Source organism: Microbacterium sp. MRS-1 (assembly GCF_000585455.1).
GTDB lineage: Bacteria > Actinomycetota > Actinomycetes > Actinomycetales > Microbacteriaceae > Microbacterium > Microbacterium laevaniformans.
This window is the reverse complement of sequence record NZ_JAUF01000080.1, coordinates 11,267-30,944: the sequence shown is the minus strand read 5'-3', so window position 1 is coordinate 30,944 and position 19,678 is coordinate 11,267. Positions and strand designations below refer to the sequence as shown.

The 19,678-nt window shown below is 65.7% G+C and carries 26 protein-coding genes; all 26 read right to left on the bottom strand.

Annotation, left to right across the window (positions count from 1 at the left end; all coding sequences use genetic code 11):
- Nucleotides 1-4: 4 nt before the first annotated feature.
- Complete coding sequence (locus AS96_RS12750; protein ID WP_036290430.1) at nt 5-706, bottom strand: DNA-methyltransferase; 702 nt, start codon at nt 704-706, stop codon at nt 5-7.
- Nucleotides 703-1,062 (bottom strand): hypothetical protein, encoded by a 360-nt coding sequence (locus AS96_RS15520; protein WP_036290428.1) that lies wholly within the window; start codon nt 1,060-1,062, stop codon nt 703-705. The genes AS96_RS12750 and AS96_RS15520 overlap by 4 nt, the downstream gene beginning before the upstream one ends.
- Nucleotides 1,059-1,487: a hypothetical protein gene (locus AS96_RS12740; RefSeq protein WP_036290425.1), complete on the bottom strand. Its 429-nt coding sequence runs from the start codon at nt 1,485-1,487 to the stop codon at nt 1,059-1,061. The genes AS96_RS15520 and AS96_RS12740 overlap by 4 nt, the downstream gene beginning before the upstream one ends.
- Nucleotides 1,484-1,711 (bottom strand): hypothetical protein, encoded by a 228-nt coding sequence (locus tag AS96_RS12735; protein ID WP_036290423.1) that lies wholly within the window; start codon nt 1,709-1,711, stop codon nt 1,484-1,486. Before AS96_RS12735 ends, AS96_RS12740 begins: the two co-directional genes overlap by 4 nt.
- The gene (locus AS96_RS12730) at nt 1,708-2,082 is read right to left on the bottom strand and encodes a hypothetical protein (RefSeq protein WP_036290420.1); all 375 of its coding nucleotides are present in this window, start codon (nt 2,080-2,082) and stop codon (nt 1,708-1,710) included. Before AS96_RS12730 ends, AS96_RS12735 begins: the two co-directional genes overlap by 4 nt.
- A complete protein-coding gene (locus AS96_RS12725) occupies nt 2,079-2,456 on the bottom strand; it encodes a hypothetical protein (protein WP_036290416.1) in 378 nt (125 codons plus the stop codon). The genes AS96_RS12730 and AS96_RS12725 overlap by 4 nt, the downstream gene beginning before the upstream one ends.
- Nucleotides 2,453-3,304, bottom strand: coding sequence for a hypothetical protein (locus AS96_RS12720; RefSeq protein WP_036290412.1), 852 nt, complete (start codon nt 3,302-3,304; stop codon nt 2,453-2,455). Before AS96_RS12720 ends, AS96_RS12725 begins: the two co-directional genes overlap by 4 nt.
- The gene (locus AS96_RS12715) at nt 3,304-3,537 is read right to left on the bottom strand and encodes a hypothetical protein (RefSeq protein ID WP_036290409.1); all 234 of its coding nucleotides are present in this window, start codon (nt 3,535-3,537) and stop codon (nt 3,304-3,306) included. Before AS96_RS12715 ends, AS96_RS12720 begins: the two co-directional genes overlap by 1 nt.
- Entirely contained in the window at nt 3,537-4,349 is an 813-nt protein-coding gene (locus AS96_RS12710; protein ID WP_155947587.1) for a hypothetical protein, read from the bottom strand. The genes AS96_RS12715 and AS96_RS12710 overlap by 1 nt, the downstream gene beginning before the upstream one ends.
- 65 nt (nt 4,350-4,414) lie before the next feature.
- On the bottom strand, nt 4,415-4,879 hold the full coding sequence (locus AS96_RS12705) for a hypothetical protein (protein ID WP_155947586.1): 465 nt from the start codon (nt 4,877-4,879) through the stop codon (nt 4,415-4,417).
- On the bottom strand, nt 4,879-5,211 hold the full coding sequence (locus AS96_RS12700) for a hypothetical protein (protein ID WP_036290402.1): 333 nt from the start codon (nt 5,209-5,211) through the stop codon (nt 4,879-4,881). The genes AS96_RS12705 and AS96_RS12700 overlap by 1 nt, the downstream gene beginning before the upstream one ends.
- Entirely contained in the window at nt 5,208-5,600 is a 393-nt protein-coding gene (locus AS96_RS12695) for a hypothetical protein (protein ID WP_036290399.1), read from the bottom strand. Before AS96_RS12695 ends, AS96_RS12700 begins: the two co-directional genes overlap by 4 nt.
- Nucleotides 5,601-5,896: 296 nt before the next feature.
- Nucleotides 5,897-6,805 carry a hypothetical protein gene (locus tag AS96_RS12690; RefSeq protein ID WP_036290397.1) on the bottom strand — a complete coding sequence of 303 codons (909 nt, stop codon included), beginning with the start codon at nt 6,803-6,805 and terminating at the stop codon, nt 5,897-5,899.
- Between the two features lies 1 nt (nt 6,806).
- On the bottom strand, nt 6,807-7,190 hold the full coding sequence (locus AS96_RS12685; RefSeq protein ID WP_036290393.1) for a hypothetical protein: 384 nt from the start codon (nt 7,188-7,190) through the stop codon (nt 6,807-6,809).
- 604 nt (nt 7,191-7,794) lie between these two features.
- Nucleotides 7,795-8,298 carry a hypothetical protein gene (locus tag AS96_RS12675; protein WP_036290387.1) on the bottom strand — a complete coding sequence of 168 codons (504 nt, stop codon included), beginning with the start codon at nt 8,296-8,298 and terminating at the stop codon, nt 7,795-7,797.
- 69 nt (nt 8,299-8,367) lie between these two features.
- Nucleotides 8,368-10,371, bottom strand: a complete 2,004-nt coding sequence (locus AS96_RS12670; protein WP_036290384.1) for a hypothetical protein — start codon at nt 10,369-10,371, stop codon at nt 8,368-8,370.
- A gap of 166 nt (nt 10,372-10,537) precedes the next feature.
- Entirely contained in the window at nt 10,538-11,002 is a 465-nt protein-coding gene (locus AS96_RS12665) for a hypothetical protein (RefSeq protein ID WP_036290380.1), read from the bottom strand.
- Nucleotides 10,986-11,696, bottom strand: coding sequence for a hypothetical protein (locus AS96_RS12660; protein WP_036290377.1), 711 nt, complete (start codon nt 11,694-11,696; stop codon nt 10,986-10,988). The genes AS96_RS12665 and AS96_RS12660 overlap by 17 nt, the downstream gene beginning before the upstream one ends.
- 236 nt (nt 11,697-11,932) lie before the next feature.
- The gene (locus AS96_RS12655; RefSeq protein WP_036290374.1) at nt 11,933-12,493 is read right to left on the bottom strand and encodes a hypothetical protein; all 561 of its coding nucleotides are present in this window, start codon (nt 12,491-12,493) and stop codon (nt 11,933-11,935) included.
- Nucleotides 12,494-12,574: 81 nt separating this feature from the next.
- Nucleotides 12,575-13,147, bottom strand: coding sequence for a hypothetical protein (locus tag AS96_RS12650; protein WP_036290371.1), 573 nt, complete (start codon nt 13,145-13,147; stop codon nt 12,575-12,577).
- Between the two features lie 54 nt (nt 13,148-13,201).
- A complete protein-coding gene (locus AS96_RS12645; protein ID WP_036290368.1) occupies nt 13,202-13,702 on the bottom strand; it encodes a hypothetical protein in 501 nt (166 codons plus the stop codon).
- A complete protein-coding gene (locus AS96_RS12640; protein WP_036290367.1) occupies nt 13,695-13,961 on the bottom strand; it encodes a hypothetical protein in 267 nt (88 codons plus the stop codon). The genes AS96_RS12645 and AS96_RS12640 overlap by 8 nt, the downstream gene beginning before the upstream one ends.
- Before the next feature lie 86 nt (nt 13,962-14,047).
- The gene (locus AS96_RS12635; RefSeq protein ID WP_036290364.1) at nt 14,048-14,554 is read right to left on the bottom strand and encodes a hypothetical protein; all 507 of its coding nucleotides are present in this window, start codon (nt 14,552-14,554) and stop codon (nt 14,048-14,050) included.
- Nucleotides 14,555-14,746: 192 nt separating this feature from the next.
- On the bottom strand, nt 14,747-17,443 hold the full coding sequence (locus AS96_RS12630) for a type IV secretory system conjugative DNA transfer family protein (RefSeq protein WP_036290360.1): 2,697 nt from the start codon (nt 17,441-17,443) through the stop codon (nt 14,747-14,749).
- A gap of 72 nt (nt 17,444-17,515) precedes the next feature.
- Nucleotides 17,516-17,962 (bottom strand): hypothetical protein, encoded by a 447-nt coding sequence (locus AS96_RS12625; RefSeq protein ID WP_036290357.1) that lies wholly within the window; start codon nt 17,960-17,962, stop codon nt 17,516-17,518.
- Nucleotides 17,962-19,389, bottom strand: coding sequence for a hypothetical protein (locus tag AS96_RS12620; protein WP_155947585.1), 1,428 nt, complete (start codon nt 19,387-19,389; stop codon nt 17,962-17,964). The genes AS96_RS12625 and AS96_RS12620 overlap by 1 nt, the downstream gene beginning before the upstream one ends.
- Nucleotides 19,390-19,678 lie beyond the last annotated feature (289 nt).

Here is a 19,678-nt window from a genome sequence, read left to right as displayed (position 1 = left end):
CACGCTATCGACGCAGCGCCTCCCCAATGCGTCGTGCAGCGATGGATGCGAACTCGGTGTCGCGCTCCACCCCGACGAACCCTCGACCGAGCGCGTGCGCGGCGATGAGGGTGGAGCCGGACCCGGCGAACGGGTCAAGCACAACCTCACCAGGCTCCGTGAACGCCTCGACCGCAGCGCGCATCCAAGTCTGCGGCTTGGTGGTCGGGTGGTCAGATTCACCGCGCGTCTTCGGGAGGTGGATGTGATTCGTCTTCGTCCGGTCGGTATTGAAGTTGCGGATACTTCCCGGCCGACGCATTAGCGCAGCAGTTTCATGACGTGGCGCGAGCATGCTCTTGCTCTTCGCCCAGGAACCGCCTCCTGTGAAGACGACTAGGTCAAGCATCTGCCAGCCGGTGTACTCCGCGTGGCTGACCATCTGCGCGAGCGTCCGATTTCCACACCAGGCGAGCATCAGACCGCCCTTCGGCACACTCCGGAGCATGAGGTCGAACGCGGGGCGCAGGAGGTCGGAGAACGCCTGCGGGTCGTGGTCTGCATACCCGCGGGTATGCGTTCCCTTCTCCTTGTAGTTCGGTGCAATCTGGCCAAGCATCTCGCCGTGCTTCGTCACGCCGTACGGCGGGTCGGTGATGATGACATCCGCTTCGGCAGGCAATACCTCGCGGCAATCCGCGCGATGCAGCGCGATTCGCGTGTTCATACCTTCACCCCCACCATCTCCCCCGGCATTCCGGCGACGTACTGCTCTACGAGCCGATGCGCTCGGCCCGCCGTGAGTGCAAGGTCGTCCACGTCGGCACCGGTCGCGACCCGTAGCCATTCTTCGGGCACCGCCGCGAGTATCGTCCGGCACCGCTCCGCTCGATGCGCAGCGGCGAACCGCGAGCGGACCGTGTGCACGATGCGCGGCGCTGACAGCCACGCGAGCGGGATGCCGAGAACCGACGCGATGACCGTCAGCGGCGCACCGGGTGACGCGGTAACCACAGCGACGGCCGCGAGAACGATGAAGCTCCCGCTGGCCGACGCTGCCGTGAACCGGACCGCGACCGTCATGCCGCACCGCCAAGCGCGCTCAGGAACTCGACCAGGATGCCGTTGCGCCACGCCTCAATGAGCTGCCACGCATCGGTCACACCCGCACGGTGCGCGGCACGTGCATAGTCGGGGTCCACCTCAGCCGCGACCACCGCATCGAGCGCGCCGTCGTCCAGCACCCAGGGCGCCAACTCGACTGCATCGAACTCGCGGGTATGCGCAGTGCGCGCCGTACGCGACAAGCTGACGACGGCCGGGTGGCTCAGCCACTCATCCGCGGTGAACGGTAGCTGAGCGACAACCGGGTACCGCACACGGATGGTGTCGCTCTCCGGCCGCGCGACCGCAATCACTTCGAAGCCGACTTGCCACCGTCCCTGCATCGGCTGGTCGGCCTCACGAATCTGAGCGACGATGTCCTCCACCATCTTGAACACGTTCATGGCCGAGCCTCCAGAACCACGCGGACCGCAGCACGGTCGTCGAGACCGTCGCATCCGGGGATGAAAGCGCGGGCGGCGGTCGCGATGCGAGCATCACGCTGCGCGTTCCGCTCTACGGCTCGGCGGTCACGCCACAGGATGAGGTGTGCCGCGACGACCGCACCCGACACGAGGACGAGATACGCGCCCACCGCGAATGCGACGGAGAACAGGATGATGCTCATGCCGCATCTCCCGCTGTGAGGGCCAGGTCATAGCGACCGTCTGTGGCGACGCGTTCGGAAAGTGTCAGCGTCGCACGGAGCGCGATGAGCGTGAAGGACCGACCCATGTGGTAGAGAAAGTCCCAGGTGACCCACGCTCCCGGTGTCCCCACGCCGACTAGGAAGGCCTCAGAGCCGTCTCCTGAGTTCCAGTCGAGGAGCCACGGCTCTCGGCCCAGCGCAGTGTCGATGTACACGCGGGCGGCGTCCGCGTGTCCGAGGTCTCGGCTGGCCGCGGTCTCGTCAGCCGAGTCATATTCGACCGCTCTTTCGAGGCCGTCATATCGGTGAAAGTCCACCTCGATGTGGCGGTTCTCCTCCAGCACGCTCATCGCACACCTCCCCGGCGTTCCTGGAGCCGCTGAAGCACGCGGTCCGGGTCCACGGAGAACGTGGACGGGGCGATGAGCAGCGGGTCGATGAGCACCGCTGCCAGCTCACCCCATGTCGCGTCCAACTCGATGAAATGCTGCCGACGGCCGCGAACCGTCCGGATGACGTTGCCACGCGCGAGCGGGTGAACATCGCCGAGACCATCCACGTGGCCGGGGATGGCGACACGGCAGCCGCAGCGCTCCGGCGCAGAAGCGACGACTCGACCGTGCTCATCGAGCAGCTCGTGTCCGCTTCGACTCGCCACCGCGATGTCCGCGAGAGCGAGGATGAGTTCGAGGTTCTCGTCCTCGGCCAGCTCTACAGCGGTCACGCTGCACCTCGCTCGACGATGCGCCCGAATGCCGAGTCACGAGTCTGCGGCGCGGACGGCGGGAGCTGAATGAACACCAGCGGTTGGACGAACCGCGCGGGGCGAGAAGCGCGCGAGCTGTCAGCCGCTCGCTCCGCGGCCTCCCGCTCTTCAAGCTTCGCCACAGCACGCTCGATGTCCCCGCTCGCCTGGGCGCGCTCGACGAGCGAATGCCAGTGTGCGAGAGCCTGGTCAGTGTCGCCGATGGCGAGGAACTGCTCGATGACATCCTCGGTCGCGACCGCCTGGTAGCGACGGCCCACAACCTTCGCCTCGGCGGAGTTGAGTTCACCGTCCCACATCCCAAACTGGATACTGCCGTTGGACCACAGCTCTTCGAGGCTCCCGCGCAGAACGCGGTACTCGATGACGTTCAGCGGGTTCTCCACCTCGCCAGCAGGAACCGGCTCCACGGACCAAGTGCATGTGCGTGCCCATTCAGCGCCGCACGCTTCGCATTCGAGCGGGCCGTAGAAGCGGTCCTCGATGAGGGTCTCGTGACCGCAGTCACCGCACACGAGCGTCGCGTACAGGTCGCAACCGGACTGCACGTAGCGGGTCGCTCCTCCGTCGATGTTGAAGTCCCAACCTTCGGTCGAATCCTCAACAGCTCTCGTGAGGTAGATGCGCTCTACGAAGCGCCAGACGCCGTGCTCACACTCGAACTGTTCATGAGGTTCATTCCCGCCGTCGAGGTCGAGATGCACGCAGCAGGCTTCCATGCAGTAACCGGTCCGACTGAAGTCCTTCAGGTAGGTGAGAGGGGCCGCGGAGACAGCATCCGCCTTGATGGCGAGTTCAGCACTCATCACTGCTCACCGACCTTCTCAGCGAGGGTCACTTCGTTTCGACGCTCAGCCCGAAGTTCACGCAGCCACTCGTCGATGGTCCATACGGCGAAGAGTCCAGCGACAACAAAGAACACGAACAGCGGGACGTACAGGAACGCCTCCATGCCGAGCCACGGAGTCAAGACCCACGCGAGAACGAGGGTGACGACGAATGTCGCGAGGGAACGTAGCTGAAGCTGGGGTCCGAGCATCACAGCTCACCGCCCTTCTCCGCTGGGAACGTGAACACCAGCGCGTTCCCGCTGACCTGAGCCGTCAGGTGAGCGTCGGCAAGCCTTGCCTGGAAGCCAGGGTCACGCATGGCGCCGTTGGCTTCATACTCAGGCATCAGCACGAAGAGCGTGTTGTCCGGCCCTACCGCCGCGTCGTGTACGTAAGCGAGGTCGCCGAGCACATACTGCGCGGTCTCCGCCATCTCGTACTCGGCGTCGTACGCCTCGGCTCGGGCCAGCTCTTCCACCGTCCAGACGGAGAAGCAGTCGGAGGTCAACGGGATGATTACGTGCGTGTCCGGGTTGAGCGGTTTCGGGTCGCGCTGGTCAGTGCAGAAGCTGAACTCGGAGCGTCCGCCCCGGTCAACGTAGACACCCTTCGGCTGCGAGATGACGGCTGACTCAGGAACATCCACCACCGACGCGACACGCTGTGCGAACGCCGCGGCGTCTGCCTCCTTCTTTGCGGTCTCGGCGTTCTGCACCGTGAAGAACGTCACTGCCATGGCGCCGACGAGGAGAGCCGCAGCCAGTCCCCCGAACGCAACGCGAGTTGGAATCGTAGGTCGCGCATTGTCGAGGCGCTCCTGTCGCCGCTGACGCTCGAAGATGTTGTCCGACGCGGGGAGGCTGTTGACTACGGTCAGTTCCTTGGCGAATCGGCGACGCTGGATGAGCCAGACGCTGAAGGCGACAGCACCCGCAACTGCGACGATGGGCGTCGCGACGGCCAGCGCAATCGCAGCAGTTCCGACGAAGACTGCGAAGAGGAGTGCGACCAGTCCCGGCACGAAGATGATGAACAGGGCCAGGATGAGCAGCCCCGAGCCGCCTCCGGTATTCCGTTCCGCATTCATCACAGCTCACCGCCCTTCTCAGCGGCGGTCACGATGGACTGCCAGTACGCGAGCGCCTCGTCCGTGGACTCCGTGCGCTGCATCTGCTCCAGCACCTCCGGCGTCAGAACCGCCTGCCACTTCTCAACCTCCGCACGCAGCTCCGGCGTCGCGGTGTCGAGGTCGAAGTCTTCGAGCGGGGCGACGCCCGCCAGGTAGGCGTCCAGCGCAGGCTTCAGCACGCCGTACAGCGCCTGGCACTCCGCGGTCTTCGCGTCCACGTCAGCGCCACCAGCGGTCGCCGCCTCAGCGGATGAGCTGATGGACTGAAGGTTCTCGTCCTGCGGGGTGTAGCAGACGGAGTAGGCGGTATTCACCGCGTCAGCAGTCTGGTTCGCCCATGCCGGGACAGCGATAGCCGCTCCGACGGATGTGACGATAGTCAGTACAACGCCGCCGATGATGAGCATGGGGTCGGTAGCCATCAGCGGGCCTCCCCCGCCAGAGAGAAGCGGAAGGACTCGACGAAGTTCGAGAAGCCTGTCAGGATGCCGTTCGCGTTCTCCACGAACCGCTCACCCGCCTCGACGCCACGCTCATCGCCGGTGTCGGCGAGAGCCTGCGCAGCCTCGTTCGCCTGCTGGGTGCGCTGGTCCACGGTGCCGGTGATGTAGCCGGACGCCGCGGAGACCACCGCGGGGCTGATGGCTGGTCCACCGAACAGCACGAGGCTAATGGCAGCCAGCGTCCAGAAGCCCTTGCCGGGCATTGAGAAGCGACGGTGCGCGGGAGCGCCGTCCTGGTAGTAGACGCTCATCGGGCAACCGCCGTCGTGTTCACCGAGGCGCAGTAGACGGCGCGGCGGGTTGCTTCGCGACGAACGCGAACCGCCCAGTAAGCGGTGCTCACGGCCGACGCGATGCGCGGAGCGAGGGAGACCAGGACCGCGGAGACCAGCGCGCCGACGCCAACGGCGAGAGCTACGGCCGTGCGGCCACCGGTCGCGATGAGCTGCCCCAGCGCCTCCACGATGAAGGGAATGAGAGCGGGCGATGCCTCGTGGTTCACCGCGGCCTCAGTCGCGACGGCGTTCCATGCGGCGAAGCCAGTGAGGCATGCCGTCATACCGACCGCGACAAGCGCCACGAGGCCGATGGCCACGAGCACCCAGCGGAGGGTGGAGATGGTAGAATCGAGGGTGAACATAGCGTTCCTTTCCTTTGGGATGGGCCGGAGCTGGTAACTCCGGGATGTGTTCTTTGTTTCTTGAAGAGCCGGGCCGGAAGGTCCGGCTCTTCGTCTTTGTTCAGTTGTCTCGGTCGGTCAAATGTTCGTACTTGACTTTCCCACTACCTCTATGGTATCAGTACGCCTGTTCGAAAGTGGACGCGCGCGTCAACTCCTATGTAGGCGGCTAGCTTTCACGAATGAAGGGACCGGGTGGGAGAACCGTGATGGCTCCCCACCCTGCCCCTGCATTCACTCGTGAAGGCGCCGCTCGCTCAGTCGTACTTGAACTGGAATCGCTCGCTCTCGAACAGCCGAGCAATCTCCGCCTCACGGCGAGCCTGGTCAAGCACGTCAGCCTGAACTTCATCGGACCGAAGGTGCTCCATCCGAATCGAGTGCTGCTCCGGCGTCTTGTCGTCGAATGTCAGACCGTTGTCGCCGAACCAGGTGCCGTTCCGGTTCATGTACCCGAGCGGGGTGAGGTACCACTCCATCGGGGTGAAGTGGAAGCGTGAGCGTGGGTCCACTCGCAGGTTCGAGTCGCGCCACGTGCCGACCGCGGTGACACCGTCCTCCAGCCAGCGCTTCCCCGTAGCCTTCGACTTCGGCAGCGCCTTGAACTGCACCTGGCCCGCGTCGAAGCGACGCTGAAGGTCGGCGCGCTGCTCCGCGTTCATGTCGAAGTCGTCGAGGCCAGTCACAGGGTCGATACCGGTGACCGGGTCGCGGCCCTCACGAACACGACGAGCACTACGAAGGGCTATACCGACGCCGTCCTGGTATCGGTCCACCCACTCCGCAGCAGTCATCCGAGGCAGATGCTCCGGTGTCTCGCCAGTGAACCGCTCGATGGTCTCGCGCAGCTCCTCCAGCTCCTCCGGCGTGCGACGGTCCTGGTGCGGCGTGTGCTCCTCCAGGCGTTCGATGGAGGCCATGAAGGCCGCGTGAGCCTCCGCCTCGTCGCGAGCCTCTTCACGGCTGTCGCGCCACTCGATGAATGCTTCGAGCAGCTTCTGCCACCAGACACGGGTGTCCGGGAGTGGCGCACCGGGACGCGGGTACATGCGAGCGCGAGCTTCAGCATCCGCAGTCACCGTGTAGAGGTTCTGGTAGCGGCGCGGTCCTGTGCCGCCTTTGGAGCGGCGCAGGCTCTTGCTCGGGTCGGTTGAGTGCTTTGTCATGTCATCTCCACTCGAAGGTATGAGCCGCGGCAGCGGCGGGGGTCTGGGGTAGGGCGTCCACGGTGACGACAGCACCGAAGAACGCCGCTGTCGTCACCGAGAACTCGACGCCGATGCCGACGGCGAGCAGGAATCGGACAACCTCGGCGGTGACAGCAGCCTGGTAGTCAAGCTCGATGTCGCGGACGAACAGGCGGCTCGACGTGCGCAGCGCCGTGAACGACACGATGATTTCGAAGCGGCGCTCCTCGGTCAGGCGGACACGAACGCGGCCACCGGCCACCTGATATGACTCCGCCCCGAGGGAGCGGACACCTCCGGCCTTCACGAACTCGGATAGGTGCCGTTCGAGCGAGAGGCGCGTGCCCCGGATGTCGATGGTCATGGTGCTCCAATCGGCTCGGCTACGAGCCACGTGTTCGAGAGAGCAGCTCCCCCTTCGCGGGGTAGGCAGCTCACGAGGATGAGGTGGTCCGAGTAGGCCTGGGGGTCGCTGTACGGGCCTTGCTCGCCCGCGGCGCCCTTCGCTGCGGACCAGCGCTCAACGATGCGCCAGGAGCCGCCTAGTGCTTCGATACGGTCGCCAACCTGGAACGTCAGGAAGACGTTGCCTGGTGCCGTCCCGCGGCCCGGTGAACGCGCGTGCGCTGCCAGCCACACGGGGCCGTCCGGCAGCCCGCGGACACGGAAGACATGGTCAAAGTCTGGCGGAGAGATGACGCCGTCTGCCGCTACCGACATCTCGCGGATGTCGTCGATGGCGTGCGTCGCAGGGGCAGGCGCTTCCGAACTCGCGGTCGCTTCCGGTTCGGGAGCGATGGTCGTGACAACGGGCGTCGCGGTTGGCGTGGGTACGGGCGTGGTCAGGGGCTGAGCTGGCGACAGCGCGCTCACTCCCAGAATCAGCGAGGCGGACAGGAGCGCACCCCCGACAAACGAGAGAGCGCCCCGCAACAGTGTGCGGAGCGCTCTTGTAATCGTGCGTCGGGTCATCGCCATTGGACGTAGAGAATCTCGTTGACGAGACCGGTCGTCGGCGCCTGAATCATGGCCCAGCCTCCGCTACCACCGGACCAGCCCCCGCCGCCGAGGTTCACTCGATACCCGCTTGCAGCGGCGCTCGCCCAGCCGGAATCCTGAACGGAGCCGACGCCTAGGGCGGCAGCCGCCTGGCCCGTGGAGAGCCACGCGCCCGCAGGGAGGATGAGGGACTGTCGGCCGAAGATGGCTTCGGGACGCGACTGCCAGTAGCCACCGCTGGGGATTCCCACGCCCGTGTTCAGCGTCTTGACGGCAGCCTGCTCCGGCTGCACGGCAGCGCGCGGTTCAACGGTGACGAGCGGAGGCAGCGCGACTACCTGTCCGCCGTTCACAACGGCTGTACGCGCAGTCGCCTGCTGAGGCGTAGTCGCGGATGCTGCGACGCCAGTGAGCGCGACGACGCTGAGTGCCGCGCCGACGCCAGCGCTGACAAGCTTGATGAGGGTCTTCATGAAGGTGTCCAATCTCGTGTCCAAGGGTGTAGGCGGCTCGCTCTGACACCAGGGCGAGCCGCCTACGAGTCAGCCCTCGCTACGGCGACGCAGACGAGCTGCGAGCACCGCGAGAAGGCCGAGGATGCCGAGGCCTCCAGCAGCGCCGAGAGTGAGTAGAGCAGGGTTGGTACCCGACTCCGTCACGTTCTCCGATGCGACCAGCGGACCGGAGTCGCCGGTCTCGAAGCGCGGGTTCGGCTTCACCGCAGGGGTCTGCGGCTGCGCGGGGGCGCTTGGCTCAGGCTTCGGCTGCGGGGTAACCGGCGCCTCCGGCTCCGGAGTCACAGGGGTCTCCCCCGCGACAACGGCGATACGAACCTCACCGGGAGCCGCAACGTCCGGGCGAACCGGACCGAACTCCGTGTCCACCGTCTCGGCGACGGTGAATCCGAAACTCAGCGCCGTCGGCTCTGTGGAACCCTCGTACTCGAACCCGCCACTGACACGCTGGACGCCGTCCGGCAGTTCGACAGCCTGTACCTCAGCCATCGAGGGGCTGAGACCTGTCAGGCGGCTCGCGGCCAGCATCTCCTCGTCGGAGATGAACAGCGGCGTCTCGACGGGGATGCGCTTCTCGACGAGGCCACCCGCGATGTCACGCGGCAGCGACTCGGTGCGAACCTCGGCGGTAGCACGTGTGCCGTCCGCCAGGAGGACCGGGACGTTGATGCCAGCAGCGTTCAGCCACTCCGCACTCCCGAAGTCGAACGTCACGACCGTGCCGCTGACCGTGACCGTGAGGCCTTCGGGCGCGTTGTAGTCGAGACCGATGAACTCACGGTCCTTCGACCACAGACCATCGGTCGCCGGGAGCGCCAGCGTGCCGTCCTCCGCACTCGGAAGTGCGACGGCGGTGACGCCAGGGATGCGTTCGGCCAGGTCGATGGAGACCGTCTTCGTCAGCTCACCGGTCAGCTCACCAACGCGGTAGCTCGGCTGCCCCGTCGTCTGCGGGCCGGTACCGTAGTCCGTCAGACCGAAGCCCGCCGGAGTACCAAGCGGCGCCTGCCCGACAGTCAGCCGAGGCTCCGACGGTGTGACCGTGCGGGCGCCGGTCGGCGTGATGGTCTCGCGCGGCGCACCCCAGGTCAAGTAGCGACCGTTGCGCCATTCGACACGGTCGGCTGCGCTCCACATGGGGATGCCTCCCTCGTAGGAGGCTGTCGGCGCGTTGCCGACCCACGCGAACGTGGACGCACCGTCCATGCCGGAGCGGCCGGTGATGGTGACGGGAGCGCTCGTGACGCCGGTCGCGATGTGCCGGAGTGCCACCGTGACGCCGTACGTGGAGTTCTGGTCGAACGCGACGAGACGGACCTTGCCGTCGGCCGCGGTCGTGTCAGACGCGATGCCGGTGCGCGGGAGCGCTGTGACATCGAACGCGAACTCGCTCCAGTCGATGCGCTCACTGAAGCCGGGAACGTTCGCTGACTCCCCCGTGTCCGGGCGGGCAGCCAGGGCACCGTCCATCGAGTAGCGGAATCCGGATTCCTGCCACGTCTCAGTCGGGGACTGGACGGTGATGCCGACGAGGCTGCGCAGGTTCAGCTCGACCTCATCGGGCGCTCGGTTGCCTTCCGGCGTTGCAACACCGGAGATGAACGCATCGTGCAGGCTCGGCATGTACCGGTCGTACTCGACCGGAGGCGCGGCAGGCGACGGCTGGAACACGCCGGTGCCGATGGGTGTCAGACCATCCGTGGAGATGAGCGGAGCCACGGCGCGAGCCGCGGTCTCCGTCTGGTTCTCGACCGGTGCCGCCTGGACAGCCACTTCGGGCACCGCGATGGAAACCGTCGGCTCGACGGGCACCTCCTCCGCGGCCGACCCTTCGGCGGCGAGGTTGGCAGTCGGCGTCTCATCGGCGGCGGGAGCGTCGGCGGGTACCGTGGTCTCCTCGCCGATGCTCACGGTCGTGGTCGGTTCGGTGGTCACCTCGTCGGCCGCGAGAGCGCTGCCGACTGGGGCGAGGATGATGGCGAATGCTGCGACGGTTGCGCCGCAGCTCAGGATGGTCTTCTTCTTGTTCATGCTGTGTCCTTTGCTGGTGAGTCCGGCTCGGCGGTCGAGTCGGAGGATGTGGATGTGATGCGGGCGAGATACGCCTCGTAACGTTTGCGGTCACGCCTCCAGAGCGCCCCGCGGAACGACGAAGCCCCAGCCATGTAGGTGGCTGGGGCTTCGTTCTCTGCTGCCGTCAGCAGTCCGCGTCGATGATTCCGAAGTAGCCGTTCGAGTCGTTGGTGACGGGCGTCACGCGGATAAAACCTTCGACAGTCTCCCGGTCGAAGGTGCGCCCTGAAGGCGCTCCGGCGTCCAGGTTGTACGGCGCGATGAAGCGCGATGCCGAGCAGAGGTCTGCGGGGTTGCCCGCGTCGTCGCGCAGCTCGTACCCGCGGCCGAGGTTCGCCGTCAGGAACTCGTCCGCCGTGAGCAGCGGACGCTCCGTCGGCGACGCGCTCGGCGACGGGGAGGTGGACGGAGCAGTCTGCGTCAGCGCCGGAGCTGCCGAACTCTCAGTAGGCGCAGGTGCCGCAGACGGACCGGCGTTCTGTGACAGCGCGAGCCAGATACCGCCGCCCACGATGAGTGTGATGAGTACCAGCACCGGGAGCAGCCCGATACGGACCTTTCGCGGCTCAGCTTCAGTTGTCTCCGACATGTGCAGCCTCCTTCGGCTTCAGGCGCTTGATGAGTTCAGGCGCGACAATCGCGATGAGGATGCCCGCGCCGAGGAACAGCGCGAACCACCACGAGAAGAAGTACGCCGACCATGCGACAACGAGCATCTTCAGGAGCTGCACGGCGACCGCGCGGGCCAGCGAACCGAGCGCCAGACCGCCGACAGGATGAACCTCCACGTCGATGCCCACGTCAGCCTTCAGTCGCGCCTTGAACGCGTCGAAGCGACCGGCGATGCCGGTCACCTCCCGGAGACGGCGGACGAGCAGGCCGAGGCCGAACGAACACGCGGCGACCGCGAGCACCGTCCCGATGAACTGCGCCACCTCGGTACCGCCGAACACACCGACGAGGAACGTCTGCGCGAGCAGCGAGATGAGTCCGAACGCGAGAGCCTGGACCGCGACCCAGAGACCGGAACCGGCCTGCACCCAGACCCACCACCGCTCCCCCACGCTCTTGCGCAGCTCAACGATGGAGCCGTCGAAGCGGTGCGGCAGTCGCATGGGAAGGCCACGGCCCGCGGTCTGCACCGCGAACGAGAGCGCGGCGAGGACCGCGAAGACGACAGGTTCGAAGACTGCGCGTTCTTGGAGGAATGCGACGAGTCCCCAGACTCCGGCGCCGATGATGAGGGCGATGACGGCCCTGGCTTTCATGATGTCGAGCGACATGATGCCCTCCTTCCGGGCGGCAGATGCCAACAAGATGTGGCACCCGTGATTTCGGGCGAGTTCGCCAGATGGACGAACGAGCGCGGGGTGGGGTGGCTGTGGCCGAGAGCGCTGTTAGGCGCTCAGCGGGGCGCACAGCGCGTTCCATGAGGTCAAATCGTGCTCGATACGTCGAAACGACGCGATATCGAGCACGATTGCCGGAAGTCTGGTCGGCGTTATGCCGTGGTTCTGCGTCAGAGTTCCACAGCCAGCTCTACAGGGATTCGCTCCTCGTAGAACCGGCGAATCTCGTCGCTCGTCTTGCCGACGTTCACGAGAGGCGCGACGTACGCGCGCGGGATGCCGTCGCCGTTCACGCCTTCACGGTTGCAGCCGTATTTGTCGAGGCCGTCCCGGTTGAAACCCTCAGCGTCCAGTCCGTCGGGGTCGAACCCCTCGCGGTCTCGCAGGTCGCGGTCGCGGCCATGACGGTTATAGCCGTCCGCGTCATAGATGAAGTCGCCTTCATAGACCTTCACCGCGGCGGGCTGATACTTCGGGGAGTTCGGGTCGAGGACCGGGCTGTCCTCGCGAAGGAATGACGGGAGACCCTGTGCGCGGCGTCCGCCCGGCTCCGCCAGAATCGCATCGAGGATGCTGAGCTTCTTCGGCTCCCGTGCAGCCACCGCCGTTCCCTTCGCCGGACGCGGGTTCCAAGCTGCCCGCGCGTCTGCGTTCGAGGTTACCGACGAGCTGGTGTTGTAGTGCTGCTTGACGCCGTCTGCGCGGGTCTTCAGTTCCCTGTTCTTCGCCATGGGCGTCTCCGTTCAGTAGTCAGCGGAACGCAGAACGCCCCGCGAGCAAGCTGCTCAGCGGGGCGTTCTGCGAGGTGCGGCTCAGTCGCCGCGGTCGATGAGGAACCCGTCCTCATCCAGGTCGTCATCCGAGTAGGAACGAGCGTCATACCAATCGACATCGTTGACCTCGCGGAACTCAACATCTGATGGTGAGACACCAGCCTCTTCGAGTTCCGCCTCAATGCGTTCCCGCGCCTCAGCGAAGTCCTCAAACTCGGTGGACTCGTGATTCTGCTTCGCATTGTCGAGCATCGACTCCCAGAAGTCAGGCTCGCCATCGTTGTAGTTCAGGTGACCGACAGCCACGACCTCGCTGCGGGACAGCGTGACGACAGGCTTCTCGTCCTCCCAGCTAACGGTGACCGTCATCGCGACGTAGTCATCGCCGTGGTCGCGAGGTCGCTGGATTGCCTGAACGGCGTCGTAGTCGTCGTACGCGACCCGGTCGATAGCCTCAACCTGCTCGTCGGTGAATCCCACCGGCTCCTCCTTCTTCGCGGGACGCGGGTTGAAAGCCGCCCGCGCGTCCGCGTTTGAGGTTACCGATGTACCGGTCGTGTAGTGCTGCTTGACACCGTCTGCGCGGGTCTTCAGTTCACGTTGCTTCGCCATGTGGTTTCTCCTGTCTGTTGGCGTTGACCCCCGCATCAGCGAGGACTTGATGTCTCAGTTGCGAGTCGCGTCCAGGACCGCCTCGTCCACCGCAGCGTCGAGCACGTGGCCCGGCGAAGTGCGGTCACCAAGCAGCTCGACGACCACCGCGTGACGCGCGTGAACCGCTGCCATCTCGATGTGGTGCCAATACTCGGTGTCAGCCTCAGCCCGACGCGTCGCCTCGACGGCAGCGGCGAACGCCTCCGTCTCGCGCGGGTCGCCGTACTCCGCCAGCAGCTCGCGGTGCACGTGACGCTTCACCAGCTCGTCCACGCGCTCCAGCGGTAGACCACTCTCTGCTGCCAGGTCGCGGTTCCACGTCCAGTCGAGCGTGCGACCCTCGCGGTAGTGCCGAGCGGCGCCAGCGAACGACGCACACTGTTCGACCGGAAGGAAGCGCTGAGGCCTCGGGTTGAACGCGGCGCGCGCGTCAGGATTCGACGTGACCCGCTGGCCGACGTGGTAGCCCTGGACAACGCCGTCAGAGCGGCGGATGGGTGTGGGTTCAGGCATCGAACACCTCCGGGTAACGGCTGCGCAGAGCAGCCTCAGAGTCAGCGGTGCGCGGCACCGAGCGGTAGTCGAGCGCTCGGTGGTTCCACTCTTCGAGCACGAACGAGTCCGCCGTCACATGGACGGTGCGTCGGTGACCGACCTTCGTCGAACGAGCAGCGGTCAGGTCAGGCGCCGTCGGCGAGACGGGAACCGTGTCGAACAGTGACCGCGACGGCCGCGGATTGAAGGCAGCTCGCGCGTCACTGTTCTCCGTCACCTGCGGACCGACGTGGTAACCCTGGATGATGCCATCGGAACGACGGATAGGGGTTGTTGGTCGGAAGCGAACCGGGAAACGCGGCGTCATGTGATGATGCTCCAGACGGTGCCGTTCTTCGCGTCAGTCTCGGTCACGCGGATGACCCAGTTCGAACCTTCGATGTTCAGCGGCTTCTCATCGCCGACCGCCGCGGAGGGGTCGAACGGGCGGATGACCTTCGTGTTGAAGTTCGCGTCGGGGTACTGCACACCGCTGTTCACGAGCACCACGTCCTCACCGAACGCGTCCCAGATGGACTTGCCCAGGATGTTGAGGTCGTCGCGCGTGTACTTCGGCTCGGGGACCGACGAAACCGGAGTCTCGCTCGGCTCCGGCGCGGGGGCCTGTGTCGCGTCGGGTGCCGGTGCCGGTTCAGCGGGAGCGGGCTGCTCTACCGGCTCCGTCGCGACGGGCGCGGGTTCTGCGTTGGGGCGCGTCTCCGTCTTCGGTGCGAAGAAGAACAGCGCCGCGATAGCCGCTGCGATGAGCGCAATGAACAGGACGGTCACAATGGTCGCCCAGCGACGCTTCGGCAGCTCGTACTCAGCCATGGTCACCTCCAGAAGTTGTTGGAGGAGGGTGAGAGCAATGCGCGGCCAGCCGGGCTTCTGTGTGGTGTGTGCGGGTGCTTCCCCGAACCGGATGTGCTCTCTCCCTCTCCTACTAGTGGTTGCGGAGAGGTCTCCGAAAACGGCTCATCGGGGCGCCCCGAAACCAGAAGATTTCGAGACGCCCCGAAGCGGTCACAACAGCCAGTCGTCATCCTTCGAAGAGGACGGCACAGGCTGCGGCGCAGGAGCCGGCGATTGCTGCGGAGCTGGAGCCGACTGAGCGACCAGCGGCGGAGGAACGCTGATACCCAGGGAAGCAATCAGCTCCGGGATAGCATCGCCCTCAGCCTTGATGAAGCCGCCGCGATAGCCGGTAACCGCACCACCCTCCTGCGCGGTCACCCCAAGGCCCGGCTCTCCCGTATCGAGAGCGCGGAACTCCTCCTCAGCAGCGATTCCGTACTCGCCGGGGAACATCATCCGAAGACCGGCAGGGTCGAGCGGCATGTTCGGCGTCTTCAACTGAATCTTCGTGGGGAAGTTGTTCCGCATGAAGCCAGACAGAATCGACGCGTCACCGCGCTGCAACCCGAGCACGACACGAATGCCGACGAAGCGCATCTCGCGGGTGATGTCATCCATCACCATCATCACGTTCGACTTCGCAGCGTTGACCTCCTGCGCAGCCACGACCTTCGGGTCTTCCTTGTCGGCACCCTTCGGGATGTCACGGAGCGCAGTGAGCGCCGCGTATTCATCCACCACAGCGACGAGAGGCACGACCCGCTCACGTGCACGCACGTCAGCCGGGATGTCGTGCCAGGACGCGCCCCCGTACTCCAGTACGAGGTCCGCGCGACGACGGCCCTCGGCGTAGACCGCCTCCAGAACCTCGCTCGCGTCCAGCGGGTTGTCCGCCCACGCACGTGTGAAGCCGCGGACCTTCATGAAGTCAGCGCCACGCTTCGGCGACCCGTCGATGACGACGACATCCCCGCCCCGTGCAAGCACGTTCAGGATGATGTCGAGGAGCTGAATGGACTTGCCAGACCCCGTGGGACCGACGATGAGCGCGTGAACGCCCGCCTCCATGTCCCACGTCACCAGCCCGCCACGGGAGTCCCGACCAAGCGGAATGTGATTCCACGCGTCGATACCCGTTGCCGACGGCAGCAGGTCCACCACGGGCACAAGCGCAGGCAGCGCACGAGGCTCGCCGTAGACTAGCTTCGTCATCCCACGGACGGGGTCCGGGTGAATCAGCCAGCCGTTCGAGCCGCCATGAATCGCGTTGATGACCTTACGCCACGTCTCGCGAGCAGCGTCCGGGTCCGGAGATACCGCACGCGTCTCCACGTCGATGGACTCCGCGCGACCCTCAGTGCTCCACGTCACCGCAATACGGACCTTCATCAGGTCCGCCTTCAGCTCCGTCGCAATCGTCTCGCGTTCCGCGACAATCGCAGGGAGCATCGGACTGAGCAACACACGGCGCTCGACCAGGTCGAGGTCGAGAACGACAGCGCGGTCACGCCGTGCCAGCATCTCGGCATCCTGCCGAATAGCGCGCTCAGATGCGCTCGTGAGCTCCTTCCAGCGTGCGCGAGGTGTCGCCGTAGCCTCCGCCTCGACGATGCACTTCTTGGAAGCGCGGTTGAAGCCGACGAGCTGAAGGCCCAGTTCCGCGAACGTAGCCGCGATAGCAGCGGTCTTGTCCCAGTCCTCCAGGTCGTCCACCGTGAAGCCACGGGGCAGCGGCTCCTCCATGCCGTTCGGGTCGTCGAAACCGGGGTCGTCCATGGTGAGGCCACCGGACTCGCGAAGGTTGCGACGGATGCGACGCTCCTCGTCGTCCAGTGGTCCGATAGCGAAGTGGCCCTCCCACACGTCGGAGAGCATGAACTGGAGGTTGTCCGTGTCCAGCTCACGACGGAGGGACGCCTTCAGCGCTTCCTCGTCCCGGAGCACCGGCCAGAGGCTCGTAGGCAGAGTGATTTCCCAACCACCCACCTCAGTCGTCGAGCGCTCAATACGGAGGAGACCCTGCTCCTCCGCGGTCATGAACTGCTTCTGACCGGAGGCAGACTCCTGACCGAGAGCCAGAATCAGCTTCTCGCGCAGAGCGTCCTTGAACGCGACCTCGTGACCGAACTCCGCACGCAGACGACGACCAGTGGACACACCGCCCAGCACGGCGAGGAGCAGTGCGAACACGGCGACTGCGGCCACCGCGATGTTGCGGATGCCGTCAGGCACGATGAGGCCGTACGCCGCCAGCTCCGGAGCCTTCATACCCTCGACAGCGAACGCGACAATCGGCACCAGCAGCGACGCGCTGGCAGCACGCCACCACCAAGAGCCGACAATCTGACCATCGCGCTCGATGACGGATGCCGCGTAGCGGTCCCCCGCCTTCTTCACGAAGCCGGTCTTAGGCGCGAACGGGTTCTTCTTCGACTTCCACACCTGAGCGGTCACACGGTTCGTCACCGCGGCGCCCAACACCAGGACGCCGAGCGGGAACGCTGCCGGGAACGCGAACGCCAGCAGCGCGATGAGCAGCGCCGTGTTCACGAGGCTCAGCCAGCGGAACAGTGCGAGCTTGCGGCGAAGGTCGGTGTCGTCCTCGTCCTTGAAGAAACGAGGGAGGTCGTCTACCCACCCGAAGACGCACGACCAGATGAGAACGAGCGCCACCCACACGCCCAGACCCAGCCATACAGCCGGGACCGTCGTCAGGAGCTTCGCCCAGCCCTTGCCGCGCTTCGTGCTCGCCTTGCCGAAGGCTTCACGGTGAGCCGCTGCGGTGTGCAGCCATGCCTTCCGGACCGCCGGAACCTTCGGCAGTTTAAGAACCCGCTGGTCCTCCTTCGTCGTCGTTGTTGCCATGAGGCTCCCCCTTTCGCAGGACAGTGAAAATGAACATCGGAACAAGCAGCGCCAGGCAGGCGCCCCCGAGAATCAGGGACGCCATGCCTCGCTCACCGCCTCACGAAGCGTGCGCCCGTCGCCGTTGACGACGACCTCCACGCGATTGTCGGCCCCGGTCTCGTAGACCGAGCACAGGTCAGGCCGCGCAGCCGCAACCTCACGAAGCACACCGACCTCGCCGATAGCCAGCCACATCTCACCCAGCAGGTAGATGGCGAGACCGAGCGTCTGCCGGGACGCCGCGTCGCTCAGCTCCGGCGCTTCACGCTCCAGGAACAGCAAACGGCGGAACCGCTTCATCGAGCCGCGGTCCAGTCGGTAGTGACGGCCGATGCCGCCGCCGGAGACCTTCACTTCGACAGGGGCATCGCCGCGACGGTCACGGAGCTTGCCGTAAAGGCGAGCGTCGCGACGCACAGACTCAGGTGAGCGCCCGAGCGCCGCAGCGGCCTCAGGCAGGTAGATTTCAGCGTCCATCAGGCCGCTCCTTTCAGAATGGTGAGTGCCTCCGCCACAGCGGAAGCGTCATGTGGGTACCGGCGCGGAATCGCGTCGATGAGAGTGCGGCGGATGTCCGCCGCCAGGTCGTCCGGCGCCGACACGAGGCGAAGAACCGTCTCCTGCGCCTTGTCGATGAGCTGGTCAGCGGACACCGTGCCCCAGCCGAGGACATCGCGCAGGTTCCGTTCAGCGCGAGTCAGCGCCGACACGTGCAGCGCACGGAGCGCGGCAGCGAGGTCCGGGGCCAGCTTGAACTTCTCCCGAATGCGCCACGTCAGCGAATCGCGGACCGCGACCGCACGAGCGTCCGCCCGCGGACCGTCGCCGGAAGCCCAAGCGCGCTCGTTCGCAGCGGACAGCCGCGTCAGCGCCTCCCGCGTCCAATCGAGCAGCGTCTCCTCCGTGCACTCCGACCAGTCGAGCCGTTCACGGATGATGGTCCAGGCATCCGTGTTCTTCTCGCCGATACTGGCAAACCAGGCGTTCGATGCTTCGCGCTCCTCAGCGCGCTGCGCCTGACGCGCGTCGTAGCGAGCGCGACCCTCCGGTGTGACAAGCGCTTCAATGTCGTCGAGCGTTCGGATGTTGAGCTGCGCGGCTCGGCGTTCGTCAGACTTCGACACCTCCGAGGTCGGGCGGTTCGCTGCGACACACAACGCAGCCCACCAGTCGCGGAACCCCTTCATCGAGCGCTTCTTCTGCGACCACGCGGCGTGCGTCGAGTTCAGCAACAGCAACGCCGCCGGATGCGACATGTCACCAGCGACCAGGGCCTCAGCCAGCAGCGACTCTTCAGGTGTCAACGGGGCGTCGTGCTCGTCGAGCTTGCGGACGTTCCAGCGCCCCGGCATGCGCGCCGCGGGCGCTTGTGACTGGTGCAGGAAGCGCGCATCCGTCGCCCACTGGAACCACTCGCGAACCGTGTCGCGGCCGACCATGAACAACGGCGCGGCGTTGGACATGTAGATGTGCGGGTAGACGTTGGTTCCGAAGTGTTCGAGCTGCTGCTGCAACACGAACGCGGAGACGAGACGACACTTCAACAGCGCGTCCGGATGTGGGCCGGAGTCGGGGTCATCCTTGTCGATGCGAGGGAGTGCGTCGAGTTGCGCCTGCGTCGCGGGTCGGATGATGCGCACAGCGCTCTCCGCAATCGCGACCGCCGCGGGAAGAGATGAACGAGCAGCGCGATGAGAACGGGACGATGCAACAGCACGAACCCAACGAGCATCATCGTTAGCGAGACGCACGAGTTCAGCGTGGACGCCAGGAGTGTCACGAATCGAGTTACGCAGCGCGTCCGTCTCGGACTCCCACTGCGGGAGCAGTGTGCCGAGCATCGACATGTACGAGTCGCGGTCCTTGACCTTGTCATACGCGGCGGTGAACACCGGTGTAGGCATCATGAATCCTCATCTGCCTACCGAAATCACGCCGAAGGCAGTGATTTCGGGGAAGGCTAGTAGTTGGGGGTTCACGAACCCCTGCCACCCACGGATGCCCAACCGTCAGCGAAGCGTGACGGGGACAGGATGAACAGCGGGACGTGAACAGGTCGAAGAACTCGCGTTCCGCGGCTGCGCCGCTACAGCGAGTTCAAGGGCGTGAACGGCGTTGCCGTGAACGTCAGGAATCGTGGACACATAGAGGTGTCAGAACGCGGGCAACTAGTGAGCGTTACGCATCACCAGA

Coding starts and splice junctions, on each gene's coding strand:
- AS96_RS12750 (WP_036290430.1), bottom strand. CDS start 706: ATGAACACGCGAATCGCGCTGCATCGCGCGGATTGCCGCGAGGTATTG.
- AS96_RS15520 (WP_036290428.1), bottom strand. CDS start 1,062: ATGACGGTCGCGGTCCGGTTCACGGCAGCGTCGGCCAGCGGGAGCTTC.
- AS96_RS12740 (WP_036290425.1), bottom strand. CDS start 1,487: ATGAACGTGTTCAAGATGGTGGAGGACATCGTCGCTCAGATTCGTGAG.
- AS96_RS12735 (WP_036290423.1), bottom strand. CDS start 1,711: ATGAGCATCATCCTGTTCTCCGTCGCATTCGCGGTGGGCGCGTATCTC.
- AS96_RS12730 (WP_036290420.1), bottom strand. CDS start 2,082: ATGAGCGTGCTGGAGGAGAACCGCCACATCGAGGTGGACTTTCACCGA.
- AS96_RS12720 (WP_036290412.1), bottom strand. CDS start 3,304: ATGAGTGCTGAACTCGCCATCAAGGCGGATGCTGTCTCCGCGGCCCCT.
- AS96_RS12715 (WP_036290409.1), bottom strand. CDS start 3,537: ATGCTCGGACCCCAGCTTCAGCTACGTTCCCTCGCGACATTCGTCGTC.
- AS96_RS12705 (WP_155947586.1), bottom strand. CDS start 4,879: ATGGCTACCGACCCCATGCTCATCATCGGCGGCGTTGTACTGACTATC.
- AS96_RS12700 (WP_036290402.1), bottom strand. CDS start 5,211: ATGAGCGTCTACTACCAGGACGGCGCTCCCGCGCACCGTCGCTTCTCA.
- AS96_RS12695 (WP_036290399.1), bottom strand. CDS start 5,600: ATGTTCACCCTCGATTCTACCATCTCCACCCTCCGCTGGGTGCTCGTG.
- AS96_RS12690 (WP_036290397.1), bottom strand. CDS start 6,805: ATGACAAAGCACTCAACCGACCCGAGCAAGAGCCTGCGCCGCTCCAAA.
- AS96_RS12685 (WP_036290393.1), bottom strand. CDS start 7,190: ATGACCATCGACATCCGGGGCACGCGCCTCTCGCTCGAACGGCACCTA.
- AS96_RS12675 (WP_036290387.1), bottom strand. CDS start 8,298: ATGAAGACCCTCATCAAGCTTGTCAGCGCTGGCGTCGGCGCGGCACTC.
- AS96_RS12670 (WP_036290384.1), bottom strand. CDS start 10,371: ATGAACAAGAAGAAGACCATCCTGAGCTGCGGCGCAACCGTCGCAGCA.
- AS96_RS12665 (WP_036290380.1), bottom strand. CDS start 11,002: ATGTCGGAGACAACTGAAGCTGAGCCGCGAAAGGTCCGTATCGGGCTG.
- AS96_RS12660 (WP_036290377.1), bottom strand. CDS start 11,696: ATGTCGCTCGACATCATGAAAGCCAGGGCCGTCATCGCCCTCATCATC.
- AS96_RS12655 (WP_036290374.1), bottom strand. CDS start 12,493: ATGGCGAAGAACAGGGAACTGAAGACCCGCGCAGACGGCGTCAAGCAG.
- AS96_RS12650 (WP_036290371.1), bottom strand. CDS start 13,147: ATGGCGAAGCAACGTGAACTGAAGACCCGCGCAGACGGTGTCAAGCAG.
- AS96_RS12645 (WP_036290368.1), bottom strand. CDS start 13,702: ATGCCTGAACCCACACCCATCCGCCGCTCTGACGGCGTTGTCCAGGGC.
- AS96_RS12635 (WP_036290364.1), bottom strand. CDS start 14,554: ATGGCTGAGTACGAGCTGCCGAAGCGTCGCTGGGCGACCATTGTGACC.
- AS96_RS12630 (WP_036290360.1), bottom strand. CDS start 17,443: ATGGCAACAACGACGACGAAGGAGGACCAGCGGGTTCTTAAACTGCCG.
- AS96_RS12625 (WP_036290357.1), bottom strand. CDS start 17,962: ATGGACGCTGAAATCTACCTGCCTGAGGCCGCTGCGGCGCTCGGGCGC.
- AS96_RS12620 (WP_155947585.1), bottom strand. CDS start 19,389: ATGCCTACACCGGTGTTCACCGCCGCGTATGACAAGGTCAAGGACCGC.